Annotated in this window: 27 protein-coding genes and 1 other annotated feature; of the genes, 11 read left to right on the forward strand and 16 right to left on the reverse strand. The window is 46.5% G+C overall.

The features are described from left to right. Position 1 precedes the first annotated feature (1 nt). The 6 genes from MKZ12_RS24600 to MKZ12_RS24625 all read right to left on the reverse strand — a co-directional run bounded on the left by MKZ12_RS24600 (position 2) and on the right by MKZ12_RS24625 (position 8,171). The gene (locus tag MKZ12_RS24600; RefSeq protein WP_253440698.1) at positions 2-823 is read right to left on the reverse strand and encodes a metal ABC transporter ATP-binding protein; all 822 of its coding nucleotides are present in this window, start codon (positions 821-823) and stop codon (positions 2-4) included. Between the two features lie 31 nt (positions 824-854). Then, positions 855-1,799 (reverse strand): zinc ABC transporter substrate-binding protein, encoded by a 945-nt coding sequence (locus MKZ12_RS24605; RefSeq protein ID WP_339261517.1) that lies wholly within the window; start codon positions 1,797-1,799, stop codon positions 855-857. A gap of 237 nt (positions 1,800-2,036) precedes the next feature. After that, positions 2,037-3,986 carry a penicillin-binding protein 2 gene (locus MKZ12_RS24610; protein ID WP_339257254.1) on the reverse strand — a complete coding sequence of 650 codons (1,950 nt, stop codon included), beginning with the start codon at positions 3,984-3,986 and terminating at the stop codon, positions 2,037-2,039. Between the two features lie 396 nt (positions 3,987-4,382). Further along, positions 4,383-6,419 carry a penicillin-binding transpeptidase domain-containing protein gene (locus tag MKZ12_RS24615; protein ID WP_339257255.1) on the reverse strand — a complete coding sequence of 679 codons (2,037 nt, stop codon included), beginning with the start codon at positions 6,417-6,419 and terminating at the stop codon, positions 4,383-4,385. 105 nt (positions 6,420-6,524) lie between these two features. Then, complete coding sequence (locus tag MKZ12_RS24620; protein ID WP_339257257.1) at positions 6,525-7,670, reverse strand: transglutaminase domain-containing protein; 1,146 nt, start codon at positions 7,668-7,670, stop codon at positions 6,525-6,527. An 18-nt stretch (positions 7,671-7,688) separates the two neighbouring features. Further along, positions 7,689-8,171 (reverse strand): ATPase, encoded by a 483-nt coding sequence (locus tag MKZ12_RS24625; protein ID WP_339237556.1) that lies wholly within the window; start codon positions 8,169-8,171, stop codon positions 7,689-7,691. A gap of 188 nt (positions 8,172-8,359) precedes the next feature. On the opposite strand from MKZ12_RS24625, the gene MKZ12_RS24630 reads away from it, so the two are divergent. Both MKZ12_RS24630 and MKZ12_RS24635 read left to right on the forward strand, forming a co-directional pair. Further along, positions 8,360-9,535 carry an MFS transporter gene (locus MKZ12_RS24630; RefSeq protein ID WP_339257259.1) on the forward strand — a complete coding sequence of 392 codons (1,176 nt, stop codon included), beginning with the start codon at positions 8,360-8,362 and terminating at the stop codon, positions 9,533-9,535. A 521-nt stretch (positions 9,536-10,056) separates the two neighbouring features. Next, a complete protein-coding gene (locus MKZ12_RS24635; protein WP_192135859.1) occupies positions 10,057-10,404 on the forward strand; it encodes a toprim domain-containing protein in 348 nt (115 codons plus the stop codon). Positions 10,405-10,472: 68 nt separating this feature from the next. Here MKZ12_RS24635 and MKZ12_RS24640 read toward each other — a convergent pair whose 3' ends face one another. Further along, positions 10,473-11,084, reverse strand: coding sequence for an SCO family protein (locus tag MKZ12_RS24640; RefSeq protein ID WP_339237563.1), 612 nt, complete (start codon positions 11,082-11,084; stop codon positions 10,473-10,475). Between the two features lie 423 nt (positions 11,085-11,507). On the opposite strand from MKZ12_RS24640, the gene MKZ12_RS24645 reads away from it, so the two are divergent. Further along, on the forward strand, positions 11,508-12,488 hold the full coding sequence (locus tag MKZ12_RS24645) for a metal-dependent hydrolase (protein ID WP_339237566.1): 981 nt from the start codon (positions 11,508-11,510) through the stop codon (positions 12,486-12,488). Positions 12,489-12,602: 114 nt separating this feature from the next. On the opposite strand, the gene MKZ12_RS24650 is transcribed toward MKZ12_RS24645, so the two are convergent. After that, positions 12,603-12,821: an alpha/beta-type small acid-soluble spore protein gene (locus tag MKZ12_RS24650; protein WP_024634589.1), complete on the reverse strand. Its 219-nt coding sequence runs from the start codon at positions 12,819-12,821 to the stop codon at positions 12,603-12,605. A gap of 120 nt (positions 12,822-12,941) precedes the next feature. Here MKZ12_RS24650 and MKZ12_RS24655 point away from each other — a divergent pair, with 120 nt between their 5' ends. Continuing rightward, positions 12,942-13,142 (forward strand): hypothetical protein, encoded by a 201-nt coding sequence (locus tag MKZ12_RS24655; RefSeq protein ID WP_253440716.1) that lies wholly within the window; start codon positions 12,942-12,944, stop codon positions 13,140-13,142. Between the two features lie 115 nt (positions 13,143-13,257). Here MKZ12_RS24655 and trpS read toward each other — a convergent pair whose 3' ends face one another. Then, on the reverse strand, positions 13,258-14,250 hold the full coding sequence (trpS, locus tag MKZ12_RS24660) for a tryptophan--tRNA ligase (protein ID WP_339257261.1): 993 nt from the start codon (positions 14,248-14,250) through the stop codon (positions 13,258-13,260). Between the two features lie 74 nt (positions 14,251-14,324). Then, positions 14,325-14,592: a binding site (T-box leader), on the reverse strand. A 244-nt stretch (positions 14,593-14,836) separates the two neighbouring features. On the opposite strand from trpS, the gene MKZ12_RS24665 reads away from it, so the two are divergent. After that, positions 14,837-15,811, forward strand: coding sequence for an aldose 1-epimerase (locus MKZ12_RS24665; protein ID WP_339237574.1), 975 nt, complete (start codon positions 14,837-14,839; stop codon positions 15,809-15,811). A gap of 177 nt (positions 15,812-15,988) precedes the next feature. Beyond that, a complete protein-coding gene (locus tag MKZ12_RS24670; protein ID WP_105601328.1) occupies positions 15,989-16,222 on the forward strand; it encodes an alpha/beta-type small acid-soluble spore protein in 234 nt (77 codons plus the stop codon). A gap of 78 nt (positions 16,223-16,300) precedes the next feature. On the opposite strand, the gene MKZ12_RS24675 is transcribed toward MKZ12_RS24670, so the two are convergent. Together MKZ12_RS24675 and MKZ12_RS24680 are read right to left on the reverse strand one after the other, a co-directional pair. Beyond that, entirely contained in the window at positions 16,301-16,714 is a 414-nt protein-coding gene (locus tag MKZ12_RS24675; RefSeq protein ID WP_339243206.1) for an O-methyltransferase, read from the reverse strand. A 284-nt stretch (positions 16,715-16,998) separates the two neighbouring features. Next, positions 16,999-18,798 carry a M3 family oligoendopeptidase gene (locus MKZ12_RS24680; RefSeq protein WP_339257263.1) on the reverse strand — a complete coding sequence of 600 codons (1,800 nt, stop codon included), beginning with the start codon at positions 18,796-18,798 and terminating at the stop codon, positions 16,999-17,001. A gap of 118 nt (positions 18,799-18,916) precedes the next feature. Here MKZ12_RS24680 and MKZ12_RS24685 point away from each other — a divergent pair, with 118 nt between their 5' ends. Together MKZ12_RS24685 and MKZ12_RS24690 are read left to right on the forward strand one after the other, a co-directional pair. Next, positions 18,917-19,087, forward strand: a complete 171-nt coding sequence (locus MKZ12_RS24685) for a YycC family protein (RefSeq protein ID WP_017692379.1) — start codon at positions 18,917-18,919, stop codon at positions 19,085-19,087. Next, positions 19,084-19,317 carry a hypothetical protein gene (locus MKZ12_RS24690; protein ID WP_110002373.1) on the forward strand — a complete coding sequence of 78 codons (234 nt, stop codon included), beginning with the start codon at positions 19,084-19,086 and terminating at the stop codon, positions 19,315-19,317. Before MKZ12_RS24685 ends, MKZ12_RS24690 begins: the two co-directional genes overlap by 4 nt. A 12-nt stretch (positions 19,318-19,329) precedes the next feature. Here the strand turns inward: MKZ12_RS24690 and MKZ12_RS24695 are convergent, their stop codons facing one another. From MKZ12_RS24695 to MKZ12_RS24705, 3 genes are all read right to left on the reverse strand, one after another. Continuing rightward, positions 19,330-20,061: a DUF2225 domain-containing protein gene (locus tag MKZ12_RS24695; protein ID WP_339237587.1), complete on the reverse strand. Its 732-nt coding sequence runs from the start codon at positions 20,059-20,061 to the stop codon at positions 19,330-19,332. Between the two features lie 43 nt (positions 20,062-20,104). Then, a complete protein-coding gene (locus tag MKZ12_RS24700) occupies positions 20,105-20,482 on the reverse strand; it encodes a globin (RefSeq protein ID WP_036605723.1) in 378 nt (125 codons plus the stop codon). 244 nt (positions 20,483-20,726) lie between these two features. Further along, entirely contained in the window at positions 20,727-20,891 is a 165-nt protein-coding gene (locus MKZ12_RS24705) for a hypothetical protein (RefSeq protein ID WP_253440723.1), read from the reverse strand. A 152-nt stretch (positions 20,892-21,043) separates the two neighbouring features. Between MKZ12_RS24705 and ylbJ the strand changes: the two genes are divergently transcribed. Together ylbJ and MKZ12_RS24715 are read left to right on the forward strand one after the other, a co-directional pair. Continuing rightward, complete coding sequence (gene ylbJ, locus MKZ12_RS24710) at positions 21,044-22,297, forward strand: sporulation integral membrane protein YlbJ (RefSeq protein WP_339237590.1); 1,254 nt, start codon at positions 21,044-21,046, stop codon at positions 22,295-22,297. A 104-nt stretch (positions 22,298-22,401) separates the two neighbouring features. Next, on the forward strand, positions 22,402-23,205 hold the full coding sequence (locus tag MKZ12_RS24715; protein WP_036673293.1) for an NAD kinase: 804 nt from the start codon (positions 22,402-22,404) through the stop codon (positions 23,203-23,205). Between the two features lie 28 nt (positions 23,206-23,233). On the opposite strand, the gene MKZ12_RS24720 is transcribed toward MKZ12_RS24715, so the two are convergent. Together MKZ12_RS24720 and lipA are read right to left on the reverse strand one after the other, a co-directional pair. Beyond that, complete coding sequence (locus tag MKZ12_RS24720) at positions 23,234-23,653, reverse strand: YutD family protein (protein ID WP_339257266.1); 420 nt, start codon at positions 23,651-23,653, stop codon at positions 23,234-23,236. Between the two features lie 14 nt (positions 23,654-23,667). Continuing rightward, positions 23,668-24,567, reverse strand: a complete 900-nt coding sequence (gene lipA / locus MKZ12_RS24725; protein WP_253440726.1) for a lipoyl synthase — start codon at positions 24,565-24,567, stop codon at positions 23,668-23,670. A 241-nt stretch (positions 24,568-24,808) separates the two neighbouring features. Between lipA and MKZ12_RS24730 the strand changes: the two genes are divergently transcribed. Then, a complete protein-coding gene (locus MKZ12_RS24730) occupies positions 24,809-25,879 on the forward strand; it encodes a M23 family metallopeptidase (RefSeq protein WP_339237596.1) in 1,071 nt (356 codons plus the stop codon). The last annotated feature ends 82 nt before the right edge of the window (positions 25,880-25,961 follow it).

The following is a 25,961-nucleotide window of genomic DNA, read 5'->3' on the forward strand; positions in this document are numbered from 1 at the left end:
ACTACACCTGGCCTTTCTCCGTCCGGCTTCCGATCATGGCAATCCGGCCTCCGTACGTCTCTTGCAGTGTATCTGGTACAAATACTTCACTTGTCGGTCCGCCAGCCACCAGTCGTCCATTGAGCAGCAGCACATGGTCGAAGTATTCCTCGACTGTCGCCAGATCATGGTGAACGACCAGTACCGTCTTGCCTTGTTTCTTCAACTGTTCCAATAGGGAAATGATCGCTTTCTCCGTGGTGGCATCCACACCTGCAAACGGCTCATCCATGAAATACAGATCTGCGTCTTGCACGAGTGCCCGCGCCAGAAAGACACGTTGCTGCTGTCCACCCGACAGCTGGCTGATCTGCCGGTACATGTAATCGCCCATGCCGACTTGTTCCAGGCAGTGTGCTGCCAGGTCCCGCTCCTTTTTCCCCGGACGACGGAACCAGCCCAGATGACCATACCGTCCCATCATGACTACATCGAGTGCATGCGTAGGGAAATCCCAGTCGACCGATTCCCGTTGGGGTACATAACCGATGCGACGACGTTGTTCCCGGTACGATTGTCCGAAGATCCGTACCTCACCATGCATCTTCGGTACCAGTCCCAGAACGGCTTTGATCAGGGTTGATTTCCCTGCACCATTCGGTCCGAGTATTCCGATGAGCTGTCCTTCCGGGATATCGAAGGATACACTGCTAAGCACCGGCTTTTTGTGATAGGCCACGGCCAGATCCCTCACACTAAGAGGAGCCGACGTAGGCAGCGTTCCCTGCAAGTGGCTGTTGTTCAGATTCGTAGGAGTTTGTTCCGATAAAGTTGTATCATTCATAATCCTGTAACTCCTCTCTTCATAGGATTCATTATTTCAGGGCTTCTACAATCGTCTCAACATTGTGGCGAATCATACCGATGTATGTGCCTTCTTCCGTTCCTTCAGCCCCCATGGCATCCGAGAACAGTTCTCCACCAATGTTCACTGTATGCCCTTTTTGAGCTGCTCCGGCAATAATGGCTTCCATCGCTTTGGCAGGCACACTTGATTCAACAAAAACGGCTTTGATATGGTTATCCACGAGATAATCCCTCAGTTCGCTAACATCTTTTGCACCGTATTCGGCTGCTGTACTAATGCCCTGAAGCCCCATCACTTTCATGCCATAAGCTTGACCGAAATACCCAAATGCATCATGTGCCGTGACCAATACCCGGCTTGCTTCCGGAATCTCCAGAATCTTCTCACGTACCTCGGCATCCAGATCTTTGAGCTTCGCCAGGTATGCCTCTGCCTGAGCCTTGTATTCTTCCGCATGATCCGGGTCCGCCTCCACGAGTGTATCGCGTACAGCTTCTGTCGCATGCATCCAGTGGCTGACGTTAAACCAGACGTGTGGGTCATATTCGGTGCCGCCTGTATCTTTGCCTGAGTGTAACTCCTCGACTGGAATGGTCTCTGTAACGGCTGTAACCAGCTTGCTTGAGGACATTTTCTCCAAAATGTCTGTCATTTTGCCTTCGAGATGCAGTCCATTATAAAAAATGACTTTTGCTTGTTCCAGCTTGCGAATATCACCTTGGGATGCCTTGTACAAGTGGGGGTCGACGCCCGGGCCCATGAGCCCGGTAACCTCAACATATGCTCCGCCTACCTCACGTGCTACGTCAGCGATCATGCCCGTTGTAGCGGTCACTTGCAGCTTGCCGCTGCTGCCAGTCTCTGCACCACTTGAACATGCTGAAAGTACGACAACCAGCACCAGAGCCGCTAGCGTGATGAACCCCCTCTGAATACTCCTCATTTTCACCATTAACAATTCAACCGTCCCCTTTCCCTCTCCTAAAAGTATTGTCCTTATCTAATTTTGTTGTACAAGGTATTAAGTTTTAATCAAGACTAATAATGTTTCCCTTGTGCAAATTTTATCCGAAGCCAAAAAAAAAGGCAAGGGATTATTTCCCCTGCCTGTCCAAATGTACATTTAATTCACTTCATGAACCGTTTGGTTACGATGTTAAAAGAGCTAATTCCCGCGATATTCTTTGCGTTACTCTTGGTCTTTTGCTTCGTCTTTTTTCCCTTTTGGCGTTCCGTCAAGACCATATACTTCATCATATGCATCGAAGATTTTTCGTGCAATCGGCGAGGCACTGACTGACCCGAACCCACCTTCCGGTACAACAACAGCTACAGCAAGCTTTGGATTATCTCGTGGTGCAAAGGCGATAAATACACCATTCTCTTTTTTGTTCGGTCCGGTCCCCTGCTCTGATGTTCCTGTTTTCCGTGCATAATCGTATGGGAAACCGTCAAATGAACTTACTTTAGTAACCATACCTTTATGAACTTCATTCCAGTGCGCATCGGCAAAATCAACTTTATTGAGCACTTTAGGTTTGATTTCCTTCACTACATTGCCATCCGCATCACGGATTTCCTTCACCAAGTGAGGCTCCATCCGTTTGCCTTTATTGGCAAGCATCGTCGTGTATTGTGCGAGTTGCATGGTGGTGTACTTCGCTTGCTGTCCAAAGGAGGCAAAAGCCAAACGTGTTAGAGCTGATTCGTCTTCATTATTATATTCTAGCCTACCCAGAAATTCATTAGGCAGATCTACACCAGTGGACACACCCAAGCCAAATTCCTTCATGTGTTTGTCCCAGATATCAATTCCTTTATCCGAGCCATATTTGCTTAACAAACGTTTACCTACCATATCGATCATAAACGCATTGGAGGATTTCTCGATCGCTCTTCTCGCCGTAATAGAACCATTATAAGCAGAATGCGAGTTCTTTACTTGTCGTCCATCTTTCCCCAGAATGGCATATCCCTGATCATGATAGGTCTGTCCTGCTGTAAATAATCCCTCTTTTAATCCAATCAGCACACTTAGCGGTTTGATTACCGATCCAAGAAGTACTACGGATTCCGCACGACTAGGCTTGGCATCATTCGGTGGGAACGACTCGGTGGTTCCGTTTCGAAACACATACTTGATTTTGTCATAATCCCAATCGTTCGGATCATAATCCGGCATACTCGCCATCGCTACCACATTTCCCGTATCCACTTCCATGGCTACTGCATATCCCGTAATTGCCTTCGGGAGTCTGCGCAGTTCGTCCGTTATCGCCTCTTGGGCGGCCATCTGAATTTCCTTGTTGATGGTGGAAACCAGACTGTAACCTTTCTCCGGTGGAGTCTGTAGCATCGTTCCATCCGGCAGATTACGTGCGTCAATATCAATGGACTGATATCCGCTTCGTCCACGGAGTTCTTCCTGATATTGCAGCTCGAGCCCATCAAAGCCAACCTTCTCCTCCTCATGGTACACAAGACCAGGATCACGTTGGTTACTTGCCCCCTCGCGGATGGCTTTATATTTGGCAATGGAATCCGGTGCCCGTTTAAACTCTCGTGTGTAACCCACAATCTGAACTGCTACACCATCCGGGTCATATTTCCGTATGTTTTCTTCCAGCACCATAACGCCCGGATACTCCGCTTTTTTCTCCATGAAAAAGGCAATTTCTTTGGTCGATAGATCAGACTTCACCAGCCTCGGCACATATCCAAACGTTTTCTGGTAGTCCAGATCCAATCGTTTGATGATTTCTTCCGCGTCCGGCTGCTCTTTGTCTCCTGGATTAAACTGCTTAAACACAGCCGCCAGATCATGAGCCAGTTCCTCTGCTTCCTGTCTACGTTCATCATTCCGATAATCCTCATATAACAGCACATACAGGGACTGTACAGGTTCGGAATAAGCGAGCGCGACTTCCCCTGTCGCATCATAGATGGGACCGCGAACAGGTGCAAGTGGAATATCTTTGGTATTACGACTCGTTTCCATATACGTCAGTTCAGGACCCTCCACAAACTGCACAAAGGCTAATCTGAAAATAAGGATACTGAATATGACAAATGCCGCGAAAAAAAACAGATTCAGCCTTGCGGTGGAAGGCTTGTTGACGGGTGTATCTTCCTCAGTCATGGGTTTCTTCCTCAATCGGTTAAACATGTTTTAAGCCTCTCCCGTTCCTCTATAAAAATAAAATATTTAATCTGTCTTGTGAACGTGTTCAATCCCCTATTTAATCCTATCTCATACAAGTCTACCAAAGGTTTGCTGTCACGTCTTTCAATTTTTGGTTACATTTTCGTAAACAGAAACGTACACTACCCAATCTATTGATTTCAATGTAAACACTGACATATCAACGTTTGTCCCCTTCTCCCGATCGCGTTTACCCTTCCCTTATATAAACGTGGTACAGCTCATATGGTTACATATTAATGCAACTAAATAGTTCACTCTTACGATCCATTCTCATTGTAAAAACAAAAAAGAGGACCCACGAAGGGTCCTCTCTGTAACCAATGCCTCACATCACTGTGTGCCTGATTCCGATTCTGAATCTTTATTTTTGTCCTTTTTCGGTACACCATCAAGACCGAATTCCTCGTCATAGGCATCGAAGATCGCACGTGCAACCGGAGCCGCACTGCTCGAACCAAAGCCCCCTTCGGGGATAACCACAGCGACAGCAAGCTTCGGATTATTACGTGGTGCATAGGCGATAAATACCCCGTTATCCACCAGTTTACCGCCGACGAGTTGCGTCGATGTACCTGTTTTTCTGGCAAAATCATACGGGAAGCCACTAAATGCCGAAACTTCGGTGGCCATGCCTCGTTGCACCTCGTTCCAGTAGGCGTCGTTAAAATCTACCGTGCTGAGTACCTTCGGTTTAACTTTCTCAACCACATTGCCTTCCGAATCCCGGAACTCGTTAACCAATTGCGGTTCCATCCGTTTTCCTTTGTTCGCAAGCATCGTGGTGTACTGTGCCAACTGCATGGTTGTATATTTTCCTTGCTGACCAAAGGAGGCATACACAAGTTTAGTGAGGGAGCTCTCTTCACTTCGGATATACTCCAAATAACCAGGATATTCATTCGGCAGATCAACTTCCGTCTTCACGCCAAGCCCAAACTGCTTCATGTATTTATCCCATACGTTGATACCATCTGCACCATACTGCGAATACAGCTTCTTTCCGATCTCGTCGATCATGAACACGTTCGAGGAATGACGAATCGCATCATGCGGACGCATCGCACCGTACACATGCCCTGATGAGTTCTGCACTCTACGGTTGTCTCCACCAAAGGTCGTTGAACCTCTATCCTGATAAACGGTATTGGTCGTAAAGAAACCCTCTTTCAAACCAATCAATACACTCAGCGGTTTGATCGTGGAACCGAGCAAGACTACAGACTCAGCCCGCTTGCCTGTATCATCTGGCGGGAAGCCTCGGATCGTACCATTTTGATAGATATATTTTATTTTATCGTAATCTTCATTGCTTATACCGCCAGTTCTCCATACGTTAGTATCATAATCCGGCATACTGGCCGCAGAAACAATTTTCCCAGTATCCACTTCCATAGCAACCGCAAAGCCTGTTTTGGCGTTCGGGTGTAATTTACCCGACACTGGGTTCCGATGAAGCCAACTCAACTGATCCAGAATGGCCTGTTCTGTTTTCACCTGAACGTTCTTGTTAATGCTGGAAATCAGGTCGTAACCTTTCTCCGGCGGGGTAGAACCAGCCACACCTTCAGGCAAGTTACGCAAATCCACATCAACGGATGTATATCCGCTTTTGCCGCGGAGAGCATCCTGATATTGCAGCTCAAGTCCATCAAAGCCTACAAATTCATTTTCCGTATACACCAGGCCCGGGTCCGTTTGCGTTTTGTTGGCCTCGTCCACTTCTTTGTATTTATTCAAAGTTTTCGAACTTTTAAATTTCTTCAGATAACCGATCGTCTGAACTGCTACCGTATCCGGATCATAGAACCGTACACTCTCCTCGACGATCTGAATACCTTTGAACTCGTCCTTGTGCTGAAGGAAATAAGCGACTTCTCCCTCGGACAGATCACTCTTGATCAGGCGTGGCATAAAACCGTTCGCTTTGCGGGAGTTCAAGTCCATCTCTTCAATGATCTGTTCCACTGTAAGTGACTCTGAATCCTTCGATTTGTACTGTTCAAACACATCATGCAATCGGGTTGCAATATCCTGTACTTCCCCTATGTTAGGACTCGGTTTCCCATCAACATCCCCATAATTCTTATACAGCGTCAGGTATAGAGACTGAATGGGCTTGGAGTAAGCCAATTTCACCTCACCAGTAGAATCATAGATCGTACCTCTCACAGGAGGAAGCGGTACATCCTTGGTAATGTTACTTGCTTCTTCCTGACTGAGTTCAGGCCCTTCGACAAATTGCAAAAAGGCCAAACGTACAATAATAACGCTAAAAATAACAAAGGAAGCGAAGAAAAATACGTTCATTCGGTAACTGAATCGCCGTTTGTCTGTAAGTTCATCCTTCTCATTGGAATGCTTTTTCATCCATCCTACCTCTTTCATGACTTGATGCATACCGCTCAAACTGATTCTTTCCGGCATGATAACCTGGCAACGTCGTCATATTCCGGACCCATGTCCGTAGTAATGTTAAGCTGATTGATCCTTCAGATGGGTGTCGGCAAAATTCGGAGGATTGAACCAGTCTCCACTGATCGCCCATGTCGGGTCAAGCGGGACCCAGCTCTCGGAATCGCTCAAATACACTTCATTCCATGCATGCGGACCGTATCCGCCCTGACCGTTATACCCAAGTCCTGTAACCACTTTGACTTCAAGCCCTTGTGAACGGGCCATAACAGCATAGAGACGGGCATAATCAATACATACACCTTTGCGTGTATCAAATGTATTCTGCGGATTCTGTTCATGCCATATGCCCTTTTGTTCATAGTCATCCACTTTACCATAGTCATACTGAATACGTGAACCTACCCAGTCGTATAACGCTCTTGCTTTGGCTTCATCTGTCGATTGGCTTTTGACAATTTCTTTCGCGGCAGATTCAATATCCGTCGGAATATTGTGGTCAATGACTTCATATTTGCGTTGCAGGATGCCGCCCAGTTCCTTCTGCACAGCCTGCGTGAATACGGGCAGCTTGTCCTTGATAAACGTACCAGACAACGGTTCAATTACCGATTTGGCCCCTTGCATATAGATTGGAGATGCCTCCACATATCGGCTGAACATGCTCCCGGGGTAAAGACTGACAATCATGAACAAGACCGCAATGACAATCATTCCACGGACGGAGCCTATGATGGTGCCAATGATTGCACCCGCCAGCCGACTAAGCATACCTTTCGGCGCACTTTCCTCGGCTGACCCCTGCCTGCTGCTGAAAATAAATGAAGAGAGCAATCCGAGAACCAATCGGATGAGTCCATAACTCAGTACAAATAATACAGCGAACCGCATCAGTGGAAAATCTGCGATCGCCGTAACCAACGTATAATACATCTGTTCCCACCGGTTCAACTCACGGTTAGGCATGGCTGAAGCATACTCAGACAACCACTGCTGTACATATGGTGCAAGCCATAACGTTAAACCGATCGATAACAGAATACCAATAACCGCCATAATGCCATCCATCAGGAACCCAAAGAGTCTGCCTGCTGAACGAGAAGCCCCTCTGGACCAACCCTGCAATAAAGAAGCAGCCAAAATCAGCAGCAGCATAATCGTGATGCCATTCAATTCCTTCAGGCTGTCCAGCCAATTCTGCAGCACGTACCGATTCCCCCTTTACTACGATGCTGGTGCTGTTTTGTTCTCCTGTGCCTGTTCGACAAACGTACGGATCGTTTCATTGTCGAGTTTCCATTCGCCAAGTGAAATGCCGCGGAAGGTCACATCGACTTTATCCGATTGTGTTCTGCCTTTAATCTCCACATTGGGACTTGTGATAGTGAACGCTCCATCCTGTCCTTTGACGTATGTCGCTTTGGAAGCTTCCTTAAGCATCATGCTGGTTGCTTCTTTCTTCAATGTGTCCATCGTACTGGATTGCACGTCTGTCACTGTTTGTTTGATCTGATCAATGGAGATGCCACTGTATATCAGTAGAGCCGCAATAATGATGATGGCAATCAACCATTTCAATACGGTTTTGACCACATTCAGAACAAAGAACAATATGATCAATGCAACCACGATCACCAACCAGTTCTGCATCAAAAACTCTTTGATTACTTCTATGTTCATGATTACACCTTCCGTATTAGAATTCATTTGTAACACTCCCGAATATTATACATGATTTCCGAAGCTGCTGTCAGCTAAGCCCTCCCCCTTGAAAATAAACGGTCTAAGTTCGTCCCGCCAGGCGTACAAGTAGTACCATAAGGTTCTGCTGGCGAACGGGAACACGTTCAAGACCTGTAATTTGCACATGCATCGCTTAACAAGGAGGGGCTTATGTGAAAACGGCCATCTGGCTATACCTGTTTTTGTTCCTTGCTGTATTTGATCTGCACGCCCAGTATCCCATTCTGACCCCTTTTGCCATCTCGCTGGGAGCTGCCCCTACTTTCATTGGCTGGATGATGGGTATCTATTCCTTAACGCATCTTCCTGGCAATCTCATTGCCGGAACACAAATCGATAAACATGGCAGTCGCCGCTACATTGTATTCAGTCTGCTTGGGGCAGGAGTCATCCTGCTCCTGCAAGCCTATGTCCATACCCCTTGGCAACTGCTGGCACTGCGTTCCATCAGCGGTTTTGTGCTGGCATTCCTGTCTCCTGCATGTCTCGCCCTGCTTGCCCAGTTATCCAGTGATCCGGTGAAGCAGGGGAAGTATATGTCAGGACACGGGGTAGTACATACCCTCGCGTCTGTGGTATCTCCCGCAGCCGGGGCGATCATTGTGGGTTCCATGGGATTCTCTGCTACATTCTCAGGCTTAGGTTACTTGCTCATTCTCACAGGTGTGATTGCTTTCATGACCATGCCTCGTGGCATCGTCAAGCAGCATGAGAGAGTGACTGAACCTGCCAAACCTAACGTTTCACCAGTAGATGCCAAAAGTGCATTCCTTCCGGTGTCCTGGCGCTATTTTGCCCTGCCTCTGGTTATTGCTTGTGCTCAAGGGATTCTCTTCTTCGAGCTGCCCCTGCGGGGAGGAGGGCAATCGTCCATCATGTCTACCGGGTTGTTATTTTCCATTATCAGTATTGGAGCGCTCTTCACACTGAGCATGTTATTTCTTAACCGGTATTCCCCCAAGCTGCGTCTGGTTGCGGGTGTGCTGCTGATGTCCTTGTGCTTTTTTGCAATGGCCGCCATTCCGCAAATTCCGTTGTCTACCGTATTATTTGTACTCGGAATGTCCAAAGGCATTATCTTTCCTGCTATGGCTACCCTATTTATCCGTCTGAGCGGTGGAAGCAGGTTAGGCCGCATTTTCTCGCTGCAATCCATCGCCACTTCCATCGGTTCATTTATCGGCCCCATCACGGCTGGGCAACTCCGTGTCGGTTTATCACCCTATTTCATCGCCTTTGTTTTGTTAATGATAGGTATGCTGCTGCTTCCATACTATACATCCAGACGCGAAGCTTCCCTCGCCGATCCGAAAAGTATATTCAATTAAATTTCGATCAGTCTCTCTCTCCTTACGTTATGACAGCAGTTAGGCCTGTATTTTCATTAGCTTTGCATCATTCCCCCATTTACAGCTAAACTATATAAAATGGACTAACGTTTTACACACGAACGGAACGGCCTAAAAGGCATAAGCGCTGTCTTCAAGATTTCAACTTTTTCTTAAATATCATCATTAGGTATGGACGATCATTGGAAGTAGTGAAGGGGACGGAATCGATTTTGAAGAAGCGGTAGCGTTCGCCTTTGTCTCCACATTTCAACCTACAAAAAATCAATCAGAAATTTGGAGACAACAGCGATCGAAGAAACGATCCGTAACCGTAACGGCCACTATTGATCAGATTTATTTCCTGATGTAAATGAAAAAGAATTTAGAAATCCAAGGTGCTCCTGTCCGCGTGGTGAACAGTGTAAAGAAAAGGTGTCCATTTTATATAATCCGTCGATTTTCGCTGTAACATTTCCCGGGGAATGTCGACATAAGCTCTCGAACAAGAGGTGAATATCATGCCTATTCATGTCATTGTGGAAGGTAAGAATGATCGAAGTAAACTGAAACGTCTGGTTGGACCCGAAATCAACATTTTATGCACGTTTGGAACGCTTAATTCACTTAAGCTGGAGACATTGCGTAAACAAGTCGGGTATGATGAAGTTTATTTATTTATGGATAATGACAGTTCCGGCAAAAAAATTAGAGGTGTGCTTCGGGATGCATTCCCGGATGCAGTACAGATGTATACACGACGAGGATATGCGGGTGTGGAAGGAACACCTGATGAGTATATCATTGCCCAGCTGGAGAAAGCCGGGTTAGAGACATACATCCAATACCCTGAACATCCTTCCTTTTAAAAGAAATGCCAAAAGGCTGCCTTAGGTTGATATCCAACCTGAAGGCAGCCTTTACAGTTATCCAGTGATTATTCCTTGATCAGATTGCGAATATCCTCGGCAATGACAGCAGGTACAACGTCCTCTGTATTAAACGCATTATATACCTTGCGCAGCTGGTTATTCTGATCCACCAAGCCAATCATATTCATATGGGCAAAATCGTCCTTATTCTCGCCTTCAATCAGGATCTGGAATGAATCCCTGGCGAACTGTTTTGTTTTGTCCATATCCCCTCGCAAGAAGTACCATCCGGAATAATCCGCATGGAAGCGATCCGCAAACGTCTTAATCTTCTCTCTCGTATCGACTTTCGGGTCGAATGAAATGGATACAAACGAGACATCTTTACCGAAGGTGTCGTCCTCTTTCAACAGATCCTGCACTTGGGATAACGTGAACGTCGTAATAGGGCAGACATCCGGACAACTGGTGAAATAAAAGTAGAACAAACGGACTTTCCCTTGAGTATCCTCCAGTGATACCGTACTGCCATCTACATTTTCCATGGAAAAGGATTGGATCTCGCGAATCTCGGGTAATTTCTCCTTACTGACAAATAATGTGCCCCACATCAGATACACAACCATAATCAGTGCGAGCCCGAGTAGTATCCAGGTCCATATGTACTTTTTCAGCATCTTCCTCGTCCCTTCTGTATCTTCTCTTATGAATACGCATACATAAGTAAATCCAAAATCACAATTGTTTCGCTTCATCCATCTACTGTGACATATGTACTCCAAGAAACCTACTTTTTATGAGATTCTATATTATTGTAACGGTTTGTCGTAACAATGCCCATACATATTTATTGAACAAGCTGACCTCGTATACTCTGATGAAATTTCTCTCTGTTTCCGATATAAAGTTTATCATAAGAAATGCCAAAATAGTTTGACAAACTACGTACATTTATTGGGTATGGACCAAGTTATTATCATAACTTTGAAATTAGGGATGTTTTGCATCCGGACAGACGGATATTATACACTATATATGGGTATCACCTAGATAGAGAAGTAATATGCCTTAGAACGATACACCACACAAAGGAGACGTTTATGGATACCTCTACACATTTTGTCATGGGGATTGGTCTAGCTGGTCTGGCTTATGTTGATCCTGTTGTCGCAACGAGTCCAATGCTTGCAGCTGCGGTAATGGTTGGCACGATTGCTGGCTCCCAGGCCCCTGACATCGATACTGCGTTACGTCTCAAAAGCAACTCACTTTACATTCGGAATCATCGGGGCTTGTCACACTCTCTGCCATTTCTCCTGTTATGGGTTCTGCTCATCACCGGCGTCATTGCCCTGATATTCCCTGGTGTCCCCATTGGACACGTTGCCATCTGGACCGCTGTAGCCGTAGGCTTTCACGTATTCACCGATCTGTTCAACACCTATGGAACCCAAGCCGCCCGGCCTTTTACGGAACGCTGGATCGCCTGGAACATCATTCATATTTTTGATCCGTTTCTATTCACTACGCATGTCGTAGCTATCCTGTTATGGGCCTTTGATCTGATCGCCCCTGCACCACTCTTCGTTACGCTGTATAGTTTGACCGGTATATATTATATATGGCGAACGATTGCTCGTGCACAAGCGGTCAGAAAAGTCAGACGTTTAGATAATAGCCCAGAACAGGCTAAATACATCGTCATTCCAACGATATCCTGGAATCGCTGGCATGTGGTTAAACGAGTCGAGGACGGCAGTTATGTGATCGGCAAAATGGATGGTTCTAATCTGGTATGGAGTCTGCACGCCTCGTCTTCTACTCATGCGGCCGTTGCTGCTTCACGCAAATCACCGGAAGTCAGTGCTTTCCTCTACTTCACCTCTTATGCGGTGGCAGAAGTGGAAGAACTGCCTGCCGGTTACAAGGTCCGCTGGGCAGATGTACGTTATCGACACCGAAAACAATATCCATTTGTCGCTGTAATTGTGATGGACCGGAATTTTGAAACGATTGATACGTATGTAGGCTGGTTAAGCGATGAGAAGATGGATAAAAAACTTTTATCCGCACGCCCTTGACGAAGTGAGCATGGCAAGGCACAATCAATTATAGGAACTGATACGCGAGAAAGCCCGGAGCGTTTCCGCCCCGGGCTTTCTGTTTATTCTTTTATTGCTGTTGGTTAAGATAAATTATTTGCCAGACCCAGCCAGAGACTGCTCAGCGATTTGTACCAGACGTTTGGTGATATATCCACCCAAAGATCCTGTTTCACGGGAAGTGTAGTTACCATAGTAACCATCTTGCGGGATAGTTACACCTAGTTCCTGTGCAGCCTCCATTTTCAATTGTTGCAATGCAGAATTTGCTTGAGGTACCACCAAGTTGTTAGAACGAGATCCTTGAGCCATATTTATAATCTCCCTTCAATCTGTGTCTGTAATGTCATTGCAAGCTTGCAAGATTATTATGGCTCGTAGGCTTCAGGTTATACGGAATTTTACTAAATTTGTAGATGGAGGTTTTTCCCAATGAGCAAAGGTTTATCCTTATGGTTCGCATTTTCATCCATTATCTTGTTAACGGTTACAGCAATCACAATCTCTTACTCCGGTTGGCTTGCTACGCTCTTGTTCGTCCTGTCCATTGCCAACATTGGCTGGGGCTTTGTCATTCGTGCCAAAAAAGAACGGCAGGAAGTTCGCTCGGCTACTTCAGAGCCCACTTCTTGAGCAGGTCATATTCTAACGCAAGTTTGAACGTATAAATAAAGAGGAGCCCTTAATAGGACTCCTCTTTATTTATGTTAACTATTCATTTCTTTAACTATAATTTTGTTCAGCAGCACTACAGTTTACGTCTAGGAACAAACCCCATACGTTCTTTCACTGCATTCAACGTTTGAGAAGCAACTTCTTCTGCACGACGAGCTGACGTCTCCAGAACATCGGCCAATTCGCCAGACTCGCGAATCTCATTATATCGTTGTTGCAGCGGTTCGATAACAGACACAACCACTTCAGCCAGTTCTTTTTTGAACGGACCGTACATCTTGCCTTCATAACGCTCAGCTACTTCCTTAAGCGTCATACCCGCACATTCCGCGTAGATACTCATCAGGTTACTAACTTCCGGTTTGTTTGCCGGATCATAGACGACTTCACGTCCCGAATCTGTAGTGGCACGGCTGATCTTTTTGCGAATGACATCCGGCGGATCCAGCAAGGCAATATAGCTGCCGGCATTAGGATTACTTTTACTCATCTTCGAAGAGGCATCATCAAGTGACATTACCCGTGCACCTACCTGTGGGATATACGGATCTGGAATGGTGAAGTACTCCCCATAACGGTGGTTAAAACGCCCAGCCAGATCACGTGTCAGCTCCAGATGCTGCTTCTGGTCTTCACCTACTGGTACAAGATCAGCATTGTATAACAAAATATCAGCCGCCATTAATGATGGATACACGAACAGTCCGGCACCAACGGAATCTTTACCGGATGATTTATCCTTAAACTGAGTCATACGTTCAAGCTCACCCATGGAGGTCAGCGTCGTCATCAACCAGCCCAATTCGGCGTGCTGCGGTACATGGGATTGCAGAAATACGTTAGATTTCGAAGGATCAATACCTGCTGCAAGAAACAGCGCAGCTACCGCTTCCGATTGTTCACGCAATGCTGCTGGCTCTTGAGCCACGGTAATGGCATGAAGATCTACCACCATGAAATGACATTGATAGTCATGCTGGAGTTTTACAAAATTTTTGATTGCACCAATATAGTTGCCCAATGTGAGCTTACCACTTGGTTGAATACCTGAAAGTACTGTTTTCATTGCACATAACGCCTCCCTGATTGTATATAAAAAGCTCCTGCCATTCTCTGCGAACGCAAAAAGGCCCCACATCCGCAAGGGACGTGAGACCGTGGTGCCACCCTTATTCGCTTTTCTTCCATTGCCCCTGACCCTCAATCAAGTCAAGCTGAAGAAACGCCTTCATTGTTCCGTAACGTGGATTATACGGCAGACTCTAGTGAGGCAAGCCCGCCTCTGGCTTAACCTGTTCAAATCCACACTCAAGGGTCCATTCAGTAAAGAGTTCACACCGGTTCGCATCAACCACCGGCTTTCTGAAGAGAATTCTCTTGGCCTACTTATCCCTGTCATCGATTTATATCATTCAATTTGAATACGTACCTTTAGAGTTCCATCTTAATGCGCACAGGCGCGAATGTCAAAATGAGTTGAACTTTTTTACCCGAGACACCGAAATCTGTTATGATGGAATTGCTTATTAACATGCCTGCTTCACAAGAAGCAGCGCAGGAAATAGCTGGCATGTACACAATGACACGCCTGCAGCAGTCCAATCATTACAACTGCTCGCAGACAGATTTCAAGTGGGAAAAGGAGCATCGATATGAAACAAGTGACCAAAGGCCAATGGAATGGTTACGACACGTATATCCTACATAGCCGTGAATTGGAAATCACCCTGCTGCCACGTCTTGGAAATAACATTATTTCTATTCGGGATTTAGTGCAGGACAGGGATATCGTCCGCCGTCCGGATGAAGACGATCTTGCCTTTTATCTGCAGAAGCCGTACCATTTTGGCGTTCCTCTCCTGATTCCACCAGGACGCATTCATCGGGGACAATTCGAATATGAAGGTGTCCGTTACCAGTTCGATCAGAACACGGCAAATGACAACCATATTCACGGTCTCCACCGTACCCAATCCTGGTGTGTCAGTGATATCGAGGAAGATGAAGACGGATGTGCAATTACGACCGAATTATTGACTGAAAATGAAGAACACTGGATGGCTCAATTCCCGATTCCTCTGAAACTTGAGATGACGTTCAGTCTGCAAAACGCTGTATTTAGCCAGCGTCTGCGAGTCACCAATCTGAGCTCAACGCCTGCTCCTTTTGGGATGGGCTATCATACATGGTTTTTGTTAGACGGCAAACCTGCCGATTGGACACTGCAACTTCCTGTTTCCGGAATATACGGTCAGAATGAAGAACAACTACCAACAGGTGAGCTGGAATCCCTGGGTGAATGGTCTGCTCTTAACGAAGGCATCAACTTGCAGGGACGTAACTGGGATACGCTGTTGAAAGCTACCGAAGGTGAACCGGCTGCGGCTTACTTACGGAGGCAAGATGGATATACGCTGAAATATTCAGCAGATGAAACATTTTTCAAACACTGGGTTCTCTTCACCAAAGGGGAATCCGATCAGTTTTTGTGCATTGAACCGTACACTTGGCTTCCGGATGCACCTAATTTGGATTTATCGGATGAACAGACGGGATTGATTCGCCTGGAACCGGAACAGCCTGTTGAGCTATTTACACGTATTGAGGTTATACCTCCTACAGACTAAGTGAGCTGATCAACATATATTTCGATACCATGTACAACTTGCCGACCCACATTGGGTCGGCTTTTTTATGTGATCCGCGCACCAATAATTAACCATATATTTCCTTACGCCATATCATGTATATTTCCTTATTCTCTAACCATACTAACATCACCAACCCATAAGGAGGTGACACATATGTACGGAGGTCAAAACCAAGGTAGCGGTAGCCGCTCCAACAACCTGGTCGTTCCCCAAGCAACTGCAGCATTGCAACAATTGAAAATGGAAGCTGCACAAGAGCTGGGTGTAACTATTCCACAAGATGGTTACTACGGTAACTATACTTCCCGTGAGACAGGTTCTCTGGGTGGATACATCACTAAACGTCTGGTGCAAATCGCTGAGCAGCAATTATCGGGTCGTTCGTAAGCTCGTAATTATTGCTTGAGCTAAGCAGAATCCAAAAGCGGCCTTCTTCGGAAGTGCCGCTTTCTCTTGTGTAACGAATTATGAGGTCGACTCCATATCAGAATCCTTGTATGTATTGGTTCTAGGGTAACGAATCATGAGACTCGCCATATTGTAATTGGACTCCATTGTTGCATCTACCAGAATCATACCTTGTCTTACTGTGAAGTCGTACGATATTTCGCCATGTGTCCAATTGCGTTTGAATTTCAAAGTTTCCAGTGCCATCGCCCGGAAAGAAGTTCTCTGGGTTTCGTTTAGTCCCTTCTCTTCCAAATCCATCTGCCCATCCCGTCCAGTTATCGGATTATGTCGAATACCGAACTTCCCAATTACGTTGTTTCGTATTTGCACAAAAACTACTCCTGAATCTAACCCTGACAACTCATGATCAAGCTCTTTAAATACTAAATCTAACTGACGTGCTAATGAAAGCTGGTCGATTTTCATAATAACACTCCTCCTACATGCTTATAGTCCTATGTAACAAGGACTTACGGCTCATTATATGACATCATTTGCGCATGTTCAACAAACAACGGCAAACTTGGGTATTTTTAACTATAAATTGCGCAATTAATTGCCATTCCCCTTCCTTAAAGTGAGTTTTTTCGTTCATTTGCGACAAAATATTTGAGAATCAAAAATAAGGATTCTGTACAAAAAAAGGCTGCAATCCTGTGTTTGTTAACACGGAATTGCAGCCTTTCATATATATTCAACCTATTACATTCAACCTATTTTTGGGGTGCTGTCATCTGCAAAAACTGCTCAATATCGGCAATAACCAAGTCCGCAGCATTTTGCCAGAATTCCGGTTGTGTCAGGTCTGTACCCAGATGTTTCTGAGCAAGTTCTTCGACCGTCATACGCCCTGTATCTCGTAACAAATCATCATATTTATCTGCAAATGCTGTGCCTTCTTGCTGTGCTCTCGCATAGATTCCCGCACTGAACATGTACCCAAACGTGTATGGGAAGTTATAGAATGGCACACCTGTCAGATAGAAATGCAGCTTGGATGCCCAGAAATGTGGATGATCTGATGCAAGTACACCACAGAACGCTTCCTGCTGAGCATCCACCATTAATTGGGATAGTTCATCCGCGTTAACCAGGCCTTTTTTGCGTTGTTCATAGAAACGATTCTCAAACAGGAACCGGGCATGGATATTCATAAAGAAAGCCACACTTCGCTGTATCTTGTCTTCCAACAAAGCCAGCTTCTCTTGCTCATCTGTTGCCGCCTGCACAAGGGCATCTGCTACAATCAATTCAGCAAACGTGGACGCTGTCTCAGCCACATTCATCGCGTAACGTTGATTCAATGCAGGCAACTCTTCCATAATGTGTTGATGATATCCATGACCAAGTTCATGCGCAAGAGTCGACACATTAGACGGTGTCCCGGAGAAGGTCATGAAAATTCGGGTTGCTTTGCTACGTGGCAAAGATGTACAGAATCCTCCCGGACGCTTGCCGGGGCGGTCTTCAGCTTCAATCCAGCGTTTCTCAAAAGCCATCTCTGCAAACGAGGAGAGCTTAGGACTGAACTTGGCAAACTGTTCAACGATATTGATAGCTGCCTCATCGTAAGTGATTTTGCCACTCGACTTACCTACAGGGGCGTCTACATCGCTCCAACTGAGCTTGTCTACCCCGAGCAGTTCTGCCTTGCGCTCCAGATATTGAACAAGTGCAGGTTTGGCACCATTAATTACATCCCACATCGTATCCAGTGTCTGACGGGACATCCGGTTGATGGCCAGAGGTTCCTTGAGGATATCATGCCAGCCACGTTTCTCATATAACTTCAGACGGAATCCCGCGAGGTGGTTCAGTGTGTCTGCGCAGAAATCTTCGACATCCGTCCAAGCCTGTTCCCAGTTTGCAAATACCGTCTCGCGTACATTCCGATCACTATCGCTCAGCTTGTTGGCAGCTTGCCCTGCCGACAGCATGACCGTTTCCCCATTTTGCTCAAATGGAATGTTCACCTTGCTGACAATCGTGTTATAGAATTTGCCCCAACCATGGTAACCATCCACACCCAGATCCAGTGCAAGACCTTCAAGTTCCGGCGACAGCTTCTCACGAGCCAACGTGCGACTCTCGTTCAGTACAAATGCAAGCGGCTGAATATCCTCCCGAGCAATCCAGGCGTCCCACACCGAATCTGACGTCTGACTGAGTGTATTATCGAACTTCGATTTGCTGCCGTTCAGCATCGCAGCAATAGAACTGATGGCCCCCTGAAGCTGGGTTGCCTTCTTGTCCTTCTGGTTTTGCGATGAGAGGCAGGATACAAACGCAGAACCTTCTGATATGCGGACATAACAGCTTTGCAGCAGTTCCAAAATGGGATCAAAAGCTGCCGTCTCTTCTAATGAAGTCGGTGCAGGTGTTTCGTTCAATAGTTGTTGCAGTTTACGTACATCCTCTTCCAGTTCAATCAGATACGCAGCGAATGTCTCGGAGGAAGAACCTCCACTAAAAATGGACTCCAGATCCCATACGGGGTGTAATGGCGTTTTCATTTAATAAGGCACCTCTCTCTATAAATTGGATGGTTAGGATTGAATTAAAAACTGGTTTTCTGTTCACTGTATCTCTATACTAGAGAAATACTTATAGTAACTTTCAGGAGGTAAACGTATGAAACCTTTACAAGTATCGGCTGATACAGCCGTCAAATTAGCAGAATCCTTGGGCGTACCTTTGGAACATCTGATGCACATGCCCCAACATATCCTAATGCAGAAGATTGCGGAACTCGCCAAACAAGAAGCCTCCAAACCTTCCGCACCAGAAGGCGAACAAGAATGATTCCCTTTGAGAACAGCTGGCCTTACGATATTGTGATGGGAGACATCTATGTACAGCAATGTCCCTACTGTCACGCAAACAACGTGCTGCTCCCCCTCAAACCGAAAGAGCTTGTGCGCATCCGCGAAGGCAAAAAGAAATTACTCGTCTTTCCCTGCTGTAATACCAGCATGACCGTGATCGACAATGACAGTGACTATTTGTTATCCAGCCGTCCTGTCCGTAACTAATGTAAGATCAATCTAGAGGGGGCTGCGCTTCGCAGCCTCTTTGTCTGCTTCAAGCATCTCTTCAGGCAGCTCCATCTTACCGGAGATCATCTGTTCACGCAGCACGGCCCATTGTTCCCTTGAAGCACGAATCATGGCCGCATCGGTGATCCGCTTGTCATGAATGACCTTGCTGAACCATTGCACTGCTTCATTAAACCGTCCTACCCTGCGGTTCAATTCCCCGAGCAAATACAACAGTTTGGCTTCATTGCCACCCGTTCCCTCCCGTTCGAACACCTTCACATAAGCTTCAAGGCTAAATTCGAGAAAGCGATGTTCCTGTGCATGGTCCTCCATATAACGATACAACCAAGCTATATGATGTAACAGACCAGCGACGACACGGTCTTTCTCCTGGATAACCTGTGCGCACAGCAAGGCAAGCTTGTACGTAGCCAGCGCCTGGTCCAGTGTCCGAGCTCCGCTATAGTCACGTTTTACCCAGCGATTACCGATCTGTTCCTTAAAAGCCTTGCGTTGAGCATCATTCAAATGCTCCGTTGCGTTCTCCGTGGAAGCAAACCCGCACTGTGGACAGATGCGAACCACATAAAAATCCGGATTCTCCAGCTTGTAGTAAGCACAAAAATCTGAATCTGTCCGGTAGGGCCTTTTCAAACTCGGTCTTACCCGTGAAGTGTCATACTCGGTTTCGCAATAATGACAAGTCACTTTCACCTTATATAGCGGCTCTAATTCCAATCTATTCCATCCCTCTCCCGTACGCTTATAATCATATTCGGAACTACGGTGTATTCACAAAATGATGTGCAGGCCCGGATAAACGCTGCAGGATAAACGAGTGCAAAGGCTCCTCCACACCGATCTGTGTTAAGGCTTGATCCATGCATGCAAGCCAAGCCTCAGCCCGTTCAACGGTCACTTCAAAATGCATATGACGGGCACGCATCATCGGATGTCCGAACGCCTCGGAAAAAAGCCCTGGTCCTCCAAAAAACTGAGACAAAAACATATACTGCTTGTCGATAACCGGCTGAATATCTTCCGGGAAAAGCGGAGCCAGTTGCTCGTTCTGCTGAACGATTGGATAGAAGGCCTCAACCAGTGCGCGAACACCTTTCTCACCGCCAAGATTGTCATAAATACTCAAACTGGGATTCATTCGTCTGATTCCCCTTTCTGATGTCGAATTTTGCCATATATTACACGTTCCGTGAACATTGTGAAAACAGTAACAATATCCAGGCCACAGAAGCCTTTATCTCCATTCTATCAAAAAAAACCAAAAAGTCCTATATAACATGAAATCATCAGGACGCCTCCCCTGCCATCTGTATATAGAACCTTCTTCGGAACCTAACACAAAAAAAGCGCCAACCACATAGGTTGGCGCACTAGATATTCCATTAATAACTCCGCCAGTCCTCTTCCTCAGAGCGTACTAGCGAGGCACGTATCACATATACAAAAGCACAGACCAGGATTCCGGTGACAAGACTCATGATCATCACTCCATCCGATTTGAATTCCACCTTGGAGACAATTAGGTGACGTTCAGGCGTTTTTCTCATTTTAGCACACATCACTCAAAAACACAGCCACTTTTGCAAGCGCTTTCTACGTATAATTTTGTACTGTTTGTCCACTTTTTTTCATATATTGATGGCAATAGCATCACAGATTTCCGCACACCGACCATTCCAAAAGTAAAGGAGAAGAATTCATGGCTGCTTCACAACGACTCACCCATGTCCTGGTCACACTCGCTCTCCTGATCCTTTGTGTGTTAATGGTCTTGTATCCAGCGGAAACCTGGCATGCAGGTGTACGCGGACTGTCCATCTGGTGGGACGTATTGTTTCCCTCCCTTTTTCCTTTTTTGGTGCTGTCCGAGCTGCTGCTCGGCTTTGGCATTGTTCATTTTCTGGGTACCTTGCTGAATCCACTGATGCGTCCATTGTTTCGTGTTCCCGGAAGCGGTGGTTTTGTATTTGCCGTGAGCTGTGCATCCGGTTATCCTACAGGGGCGAAACTGACCGCACAGTTATGGGAACAAAAGCTGGTTACCCGGGAAGAAGGAGAACGGCTCGTTGCCTTCACCACATCCTCCGATCCAATCTTCATGATTGGAGCCGTATCGGTTGGGTTCTTCCATAATGTCGCCATTGCTCCGCTATTGGTTGCAAGTCATTACGCTGCAGCTTTTCTGGTGGGTATGCTCATGCGTTTTCACGGGGGTACAGCGAAAGGCTCACAGCCAGACATCTCTTCTGCATCTCCATCGGAGCAAATACCTAGAAACAGACTGGTCCGGGCCATCTATGCAATGCATGAGGCAAGAAAGGCTGACGGACGGGTATTCGGTGAACTGCTGCGCCACGCCGTCTCCTCATCCCTTCGCCTTATTATTATCGTAGGAGGACTGGTTGTATTCTTCTCGGTCATAATGGAGTTGCTTGTACAGACCGGTTGGCTTGGCGGATTATACGGCATAACCGAGCAACTGCTTAGATATAGCGGACTTCCTCCATCCTTATCTCCTAGCTTGGTCGGGGGGCTATTTGAAGTCACACTGGGGGCCAAAGAGGCCGGAGGTGTCAGCACTTCCATTCCACTGATATATAAAGTGGCGGCAGCAGCCTTTGTTCTCTCCTGGGGCGGATTATCCGTCCATGCACAGATTATGAGTATTCTTAGCAACACCCCCATGAGATATGGTCCCTTTTTATTTGCCAGAGCGATTCATGCGCTAATCGCACCTGTGCTGGTCCTGCTATTGTGGACCCCCATGATGGGGCGTTCCGCTTCACCCGTTCTCATGGAGCCTGGTGTAATCCCATCGTTATCGACGTATACACCGGACTGGGGACTGATCGTCCTGACGGGGGTCATTGTTTTTGCGAGTATCATTATGTTGTTGTTATTGCTTACGATATTAAGTTATATCTTCAAGCCAAGACGACATGTCAAAAAATAAGTCGCTCATTCATCTATATTTAACTGAATATGCTTCCAAACGTTGTGTTCTTCCGCGGAATTGATTATCATCGGTAGTATAATGACCACAAAGGAGCTTTCATCTTGAGATACTATGTTCAAGACCGCGGAGACCAGTTATCGATTGATCTCAGTCAGCAGTTTCATGCGCTGGCGAAGGAAGAAGGGTTCAAGCTGGATGCAGAATCGCCGGAGATTGTCATCTCCATCGGGGGCGATGGTACGATGCTGCAGGCATTTCACAATTTCATCGACCGTATTCCGGATATTGCTTTTGTTGGGGTTCATACAGGCCATCTCGGCTTTTATGCCGATTGGAAGAAGGAAGAATTACGGGAATTAGTCAGGCTGATGAGTGGCAAGGGAGATCCGGAGCGTCTCAAACCACGCATTGTCCAATATCCGCTGTTGGAGCTTGAGATTCGGAAAAAGTCGGGGAATTCCTCTTACATCGCTCTTAATGAATTTACGTTAAAAGGTGTAGACGGTACCGTCGTGGCCCAGGTCGATATTAACGACGTGACATTCGAGATGTTCCGTGGCGATGGAATCTGTGTATCCACGCCTTCAGGCAGCACGGCATACAACAAGGCCCTTGGCGGTGCAATGGTTCATCCGACCATCGAGGCTATTCAGATTGCGGAGATTGCTTCAATTAATAACCGGGTCTATCGGACACTTGGTTCACCGGTTATTTTGCCCAAGCACCATCATTGTGATATTTTCTCCCGCAAGGATCAGCGGTTATTGATGACGATTGATCATGTGAATGTGATGGTGGAGGATCTGATATCCGTCCGTTGTCAGGTATCCAGTCACAAGGTCAGTTTCGCGCGTTTCCGTCCTTATCCATTCTGGAACCGGGTTCGCACGGCATTTCTTGACTAAAATAAAGACACCAAAAAAGCGGTCCTTCTCAGGAACCGCTTTTTGCTTTGGCTTGAGGCTGATCTTTGCTCTTCTGGAGCACAAAATACGCACAACCAAAGTTACAATATTCATTGATATAGTCCACCATACTGGCGATCGTGGAATCCTTCGTCGCTTTCGGATGGTTATCACGGTAAAAACCTTTTAATCTTAACTGGCTATAACCCCAGTCTCCGATAATATAATCATAACGCTCCAGCACCTCACTGTAACGATCACGGAAGACCTCTGGATTCCAACCCTCTTTGTGGTTCTGGACGATTTCATAGTTTTTGCCGCCGATCTGTACAATGACCGGTTCTTTGGGCTTTTCTTCAACCGATTCAACAACAGATTCTTGAACTGGCTCCTGGATCTGCTCCTGGAGTTGGTCCTGAATCTGTTCTGTGCTTTTTTCTTCTTCCAATCCGGTATCCTCCATCACGCGTGTGTTGCCGCCTGTTCAGCATGTTTGGTGGCCGATTTCACCTGTTCATGCGCATGGTAGGAGCTGCGTACCATCGGGCCGGACTCGACGTGGCTGAACCCACGTTTTAATCCTTCCTGTTTCAATGCAGCGAACTCCTCTGGCGGATAATACTTTTCAACATACAGATGTTTCTCGGATGGCTGCAAATATTGACCAATCGTCATAATATCACAGTCTACCGCACGAAGATCATCCATGGTTGATAAAATTTCATTATATTCCTCACCTACACCAAGCATAATGCTTGATTTCGTTGGGATGTTAGGTTGCATTTCTTTGGCACGAGCAAGCAATTCCAGTGAACGTTTATATTTTGCCTTGGCACGCACTTTGTCTGACAACCGCTCAACCGTCTCAATATTGTGATTCAGAATGTCCGGTTTGGCATCCATTACAATCTGCAAAGATTCCCGATCGCCCAGAAAGTCTGGAATGAGCACTTCAACGCTGCACAATGGCAACCGCCGCCGTACGGCCTTAACTGTCTCTGCAAAAATTGTAGCTCCTCCATCCTTCAGATCATCACGGGCTACACTTGTAATGACGCAGTGTTGCAGATTCATCTGCTCTGCTGCTTCCGCCACACGTTCTGGTTCCTGCAAATCAAGCTCCGTTGGCAAGCCTGTATTCACCGCGCAAAAACGGCATGCCCTTGTGCAAATATCGCCCAATATCATAAAAGTGGCCGTTCGATTGGCCCAGCATTCATAAATATTCGGACACCGCGCTTCCTCACATACCGTATGCAGCGTTTTGGAACGCATCATCGTTTTCATTTCCTGATAGTTATCGCCGGTTGTCAATTTGATCCGAATCCAATCCGGCTTCGGTTCTTTAACACGTTTTGCCAATGCATAAACCTTCTTTCTAACTGAAGTTAGGCTGTTGCTCGGAACATATTATACCATGAAAGCGTTGGAAAAACCCCCATTTGTCACATCTTGTGCATTCATGCCCGATATGGACAATTTGGTTCATTCGATTCATCCCAAGTGCTTACATGGATAAAACGAGAACTTTTGAAGAACGCTAACCTTTAGCTTGGTTCATCGGGTACCTTGTATCATTCTATTGGAAAGGGGCTGCTTCCCAGTGCAACAACGCTTGACCTCCAGGCATACGTACCGATTTTGGATCAAAACCTTACTTGCAGGTACGCTGCTTCTCCCATGTTTATCTGTTGACGTCTACAGTGAACCTGTCGGGGCTACTCCGAAACCACAGGCCACCGAGTTAAAACCCGCAGAAATTTTCGCTGCACGTCGCCATTTATATGAGACCATCGGTCAGATGACTCAGATTCCCTGGTATAGGCTAGCCGCAATTGATCAGTATGAACGAACAATTACTCGCGCACATCCAAAGGATCGCAAGCATCCGGAGCGGCTTACAGGTATTTTCATGACTCCTCCGGCCTGGAGAGGATGGCTAAATCCTGATGAGACGGATCAACATCCGGAATCCATTCTTTTTTTCAAAGGATATGGACGTGACGGTTCAGGAGACGGTATAGCGGATGCTAACAATGATCAGGATGTGCTGTACAGCATGGCTTCGGTCATTCAGGGTTACGGAAACAAGCAAGAGGACTTCAACATCGCCCTGTGGGAATATTATCACAACTCCCGTGCTGTGCAACGGATACAGCAATTCGCGAAGTTATATGAGCATTTTGACAATCTGGATCTGTTTGGACACGCCTTCCCGGTTCCGCTCGGAACCAATTACTCCTATCGCAGCACCTGGGGGACAAAACGAAGCTGGGGCGGTTATCGCATTCATGAGGGAACGGATATCTTCGCTCCACATGGTCTGCCAGTGCGTAGCACCTGTTATGGGGTCGTGGAGATTAAAGGCTGGAATCCGTTTGGAGGCTGGCGCATCGGTATCCGGGATTTGAACAATCATTATCACTATTACGCCCATCTCTCGGGTTTTGACAAAAGTGCACGCATCGGTGAAGTTGTTATTCCAGGTCAGGTTGTGGGTTGGGTCGGCAGTTCGGGTTACGGTAAACCTGGGACACAGGGCAAATTCCCTCCACATCTGCACTATGGGATCTACCGTGACAGTGGACTGCACGAATGGTCGTTCGACCCTTATCCACAGCTGAAACATTGGGAACAGGAAGAACGCAAACAGAAGAATAAGAAAAGCAAGTGAGACGAGCATATGTCAATATAAGCATTTCCGCTCGGAGTACGATGAACATTCGAAATAGGGGCCTCTTCAATAGAGGCCCCTT

This window comes from Paenibacillus sp. FSL R5-0713, from assembly GCF_037973325.1.
Lineage (GTDB): Bacteria > Bacillota > Bacilli > Paenibacillales > Paenibacillaceae > Paenibacillus.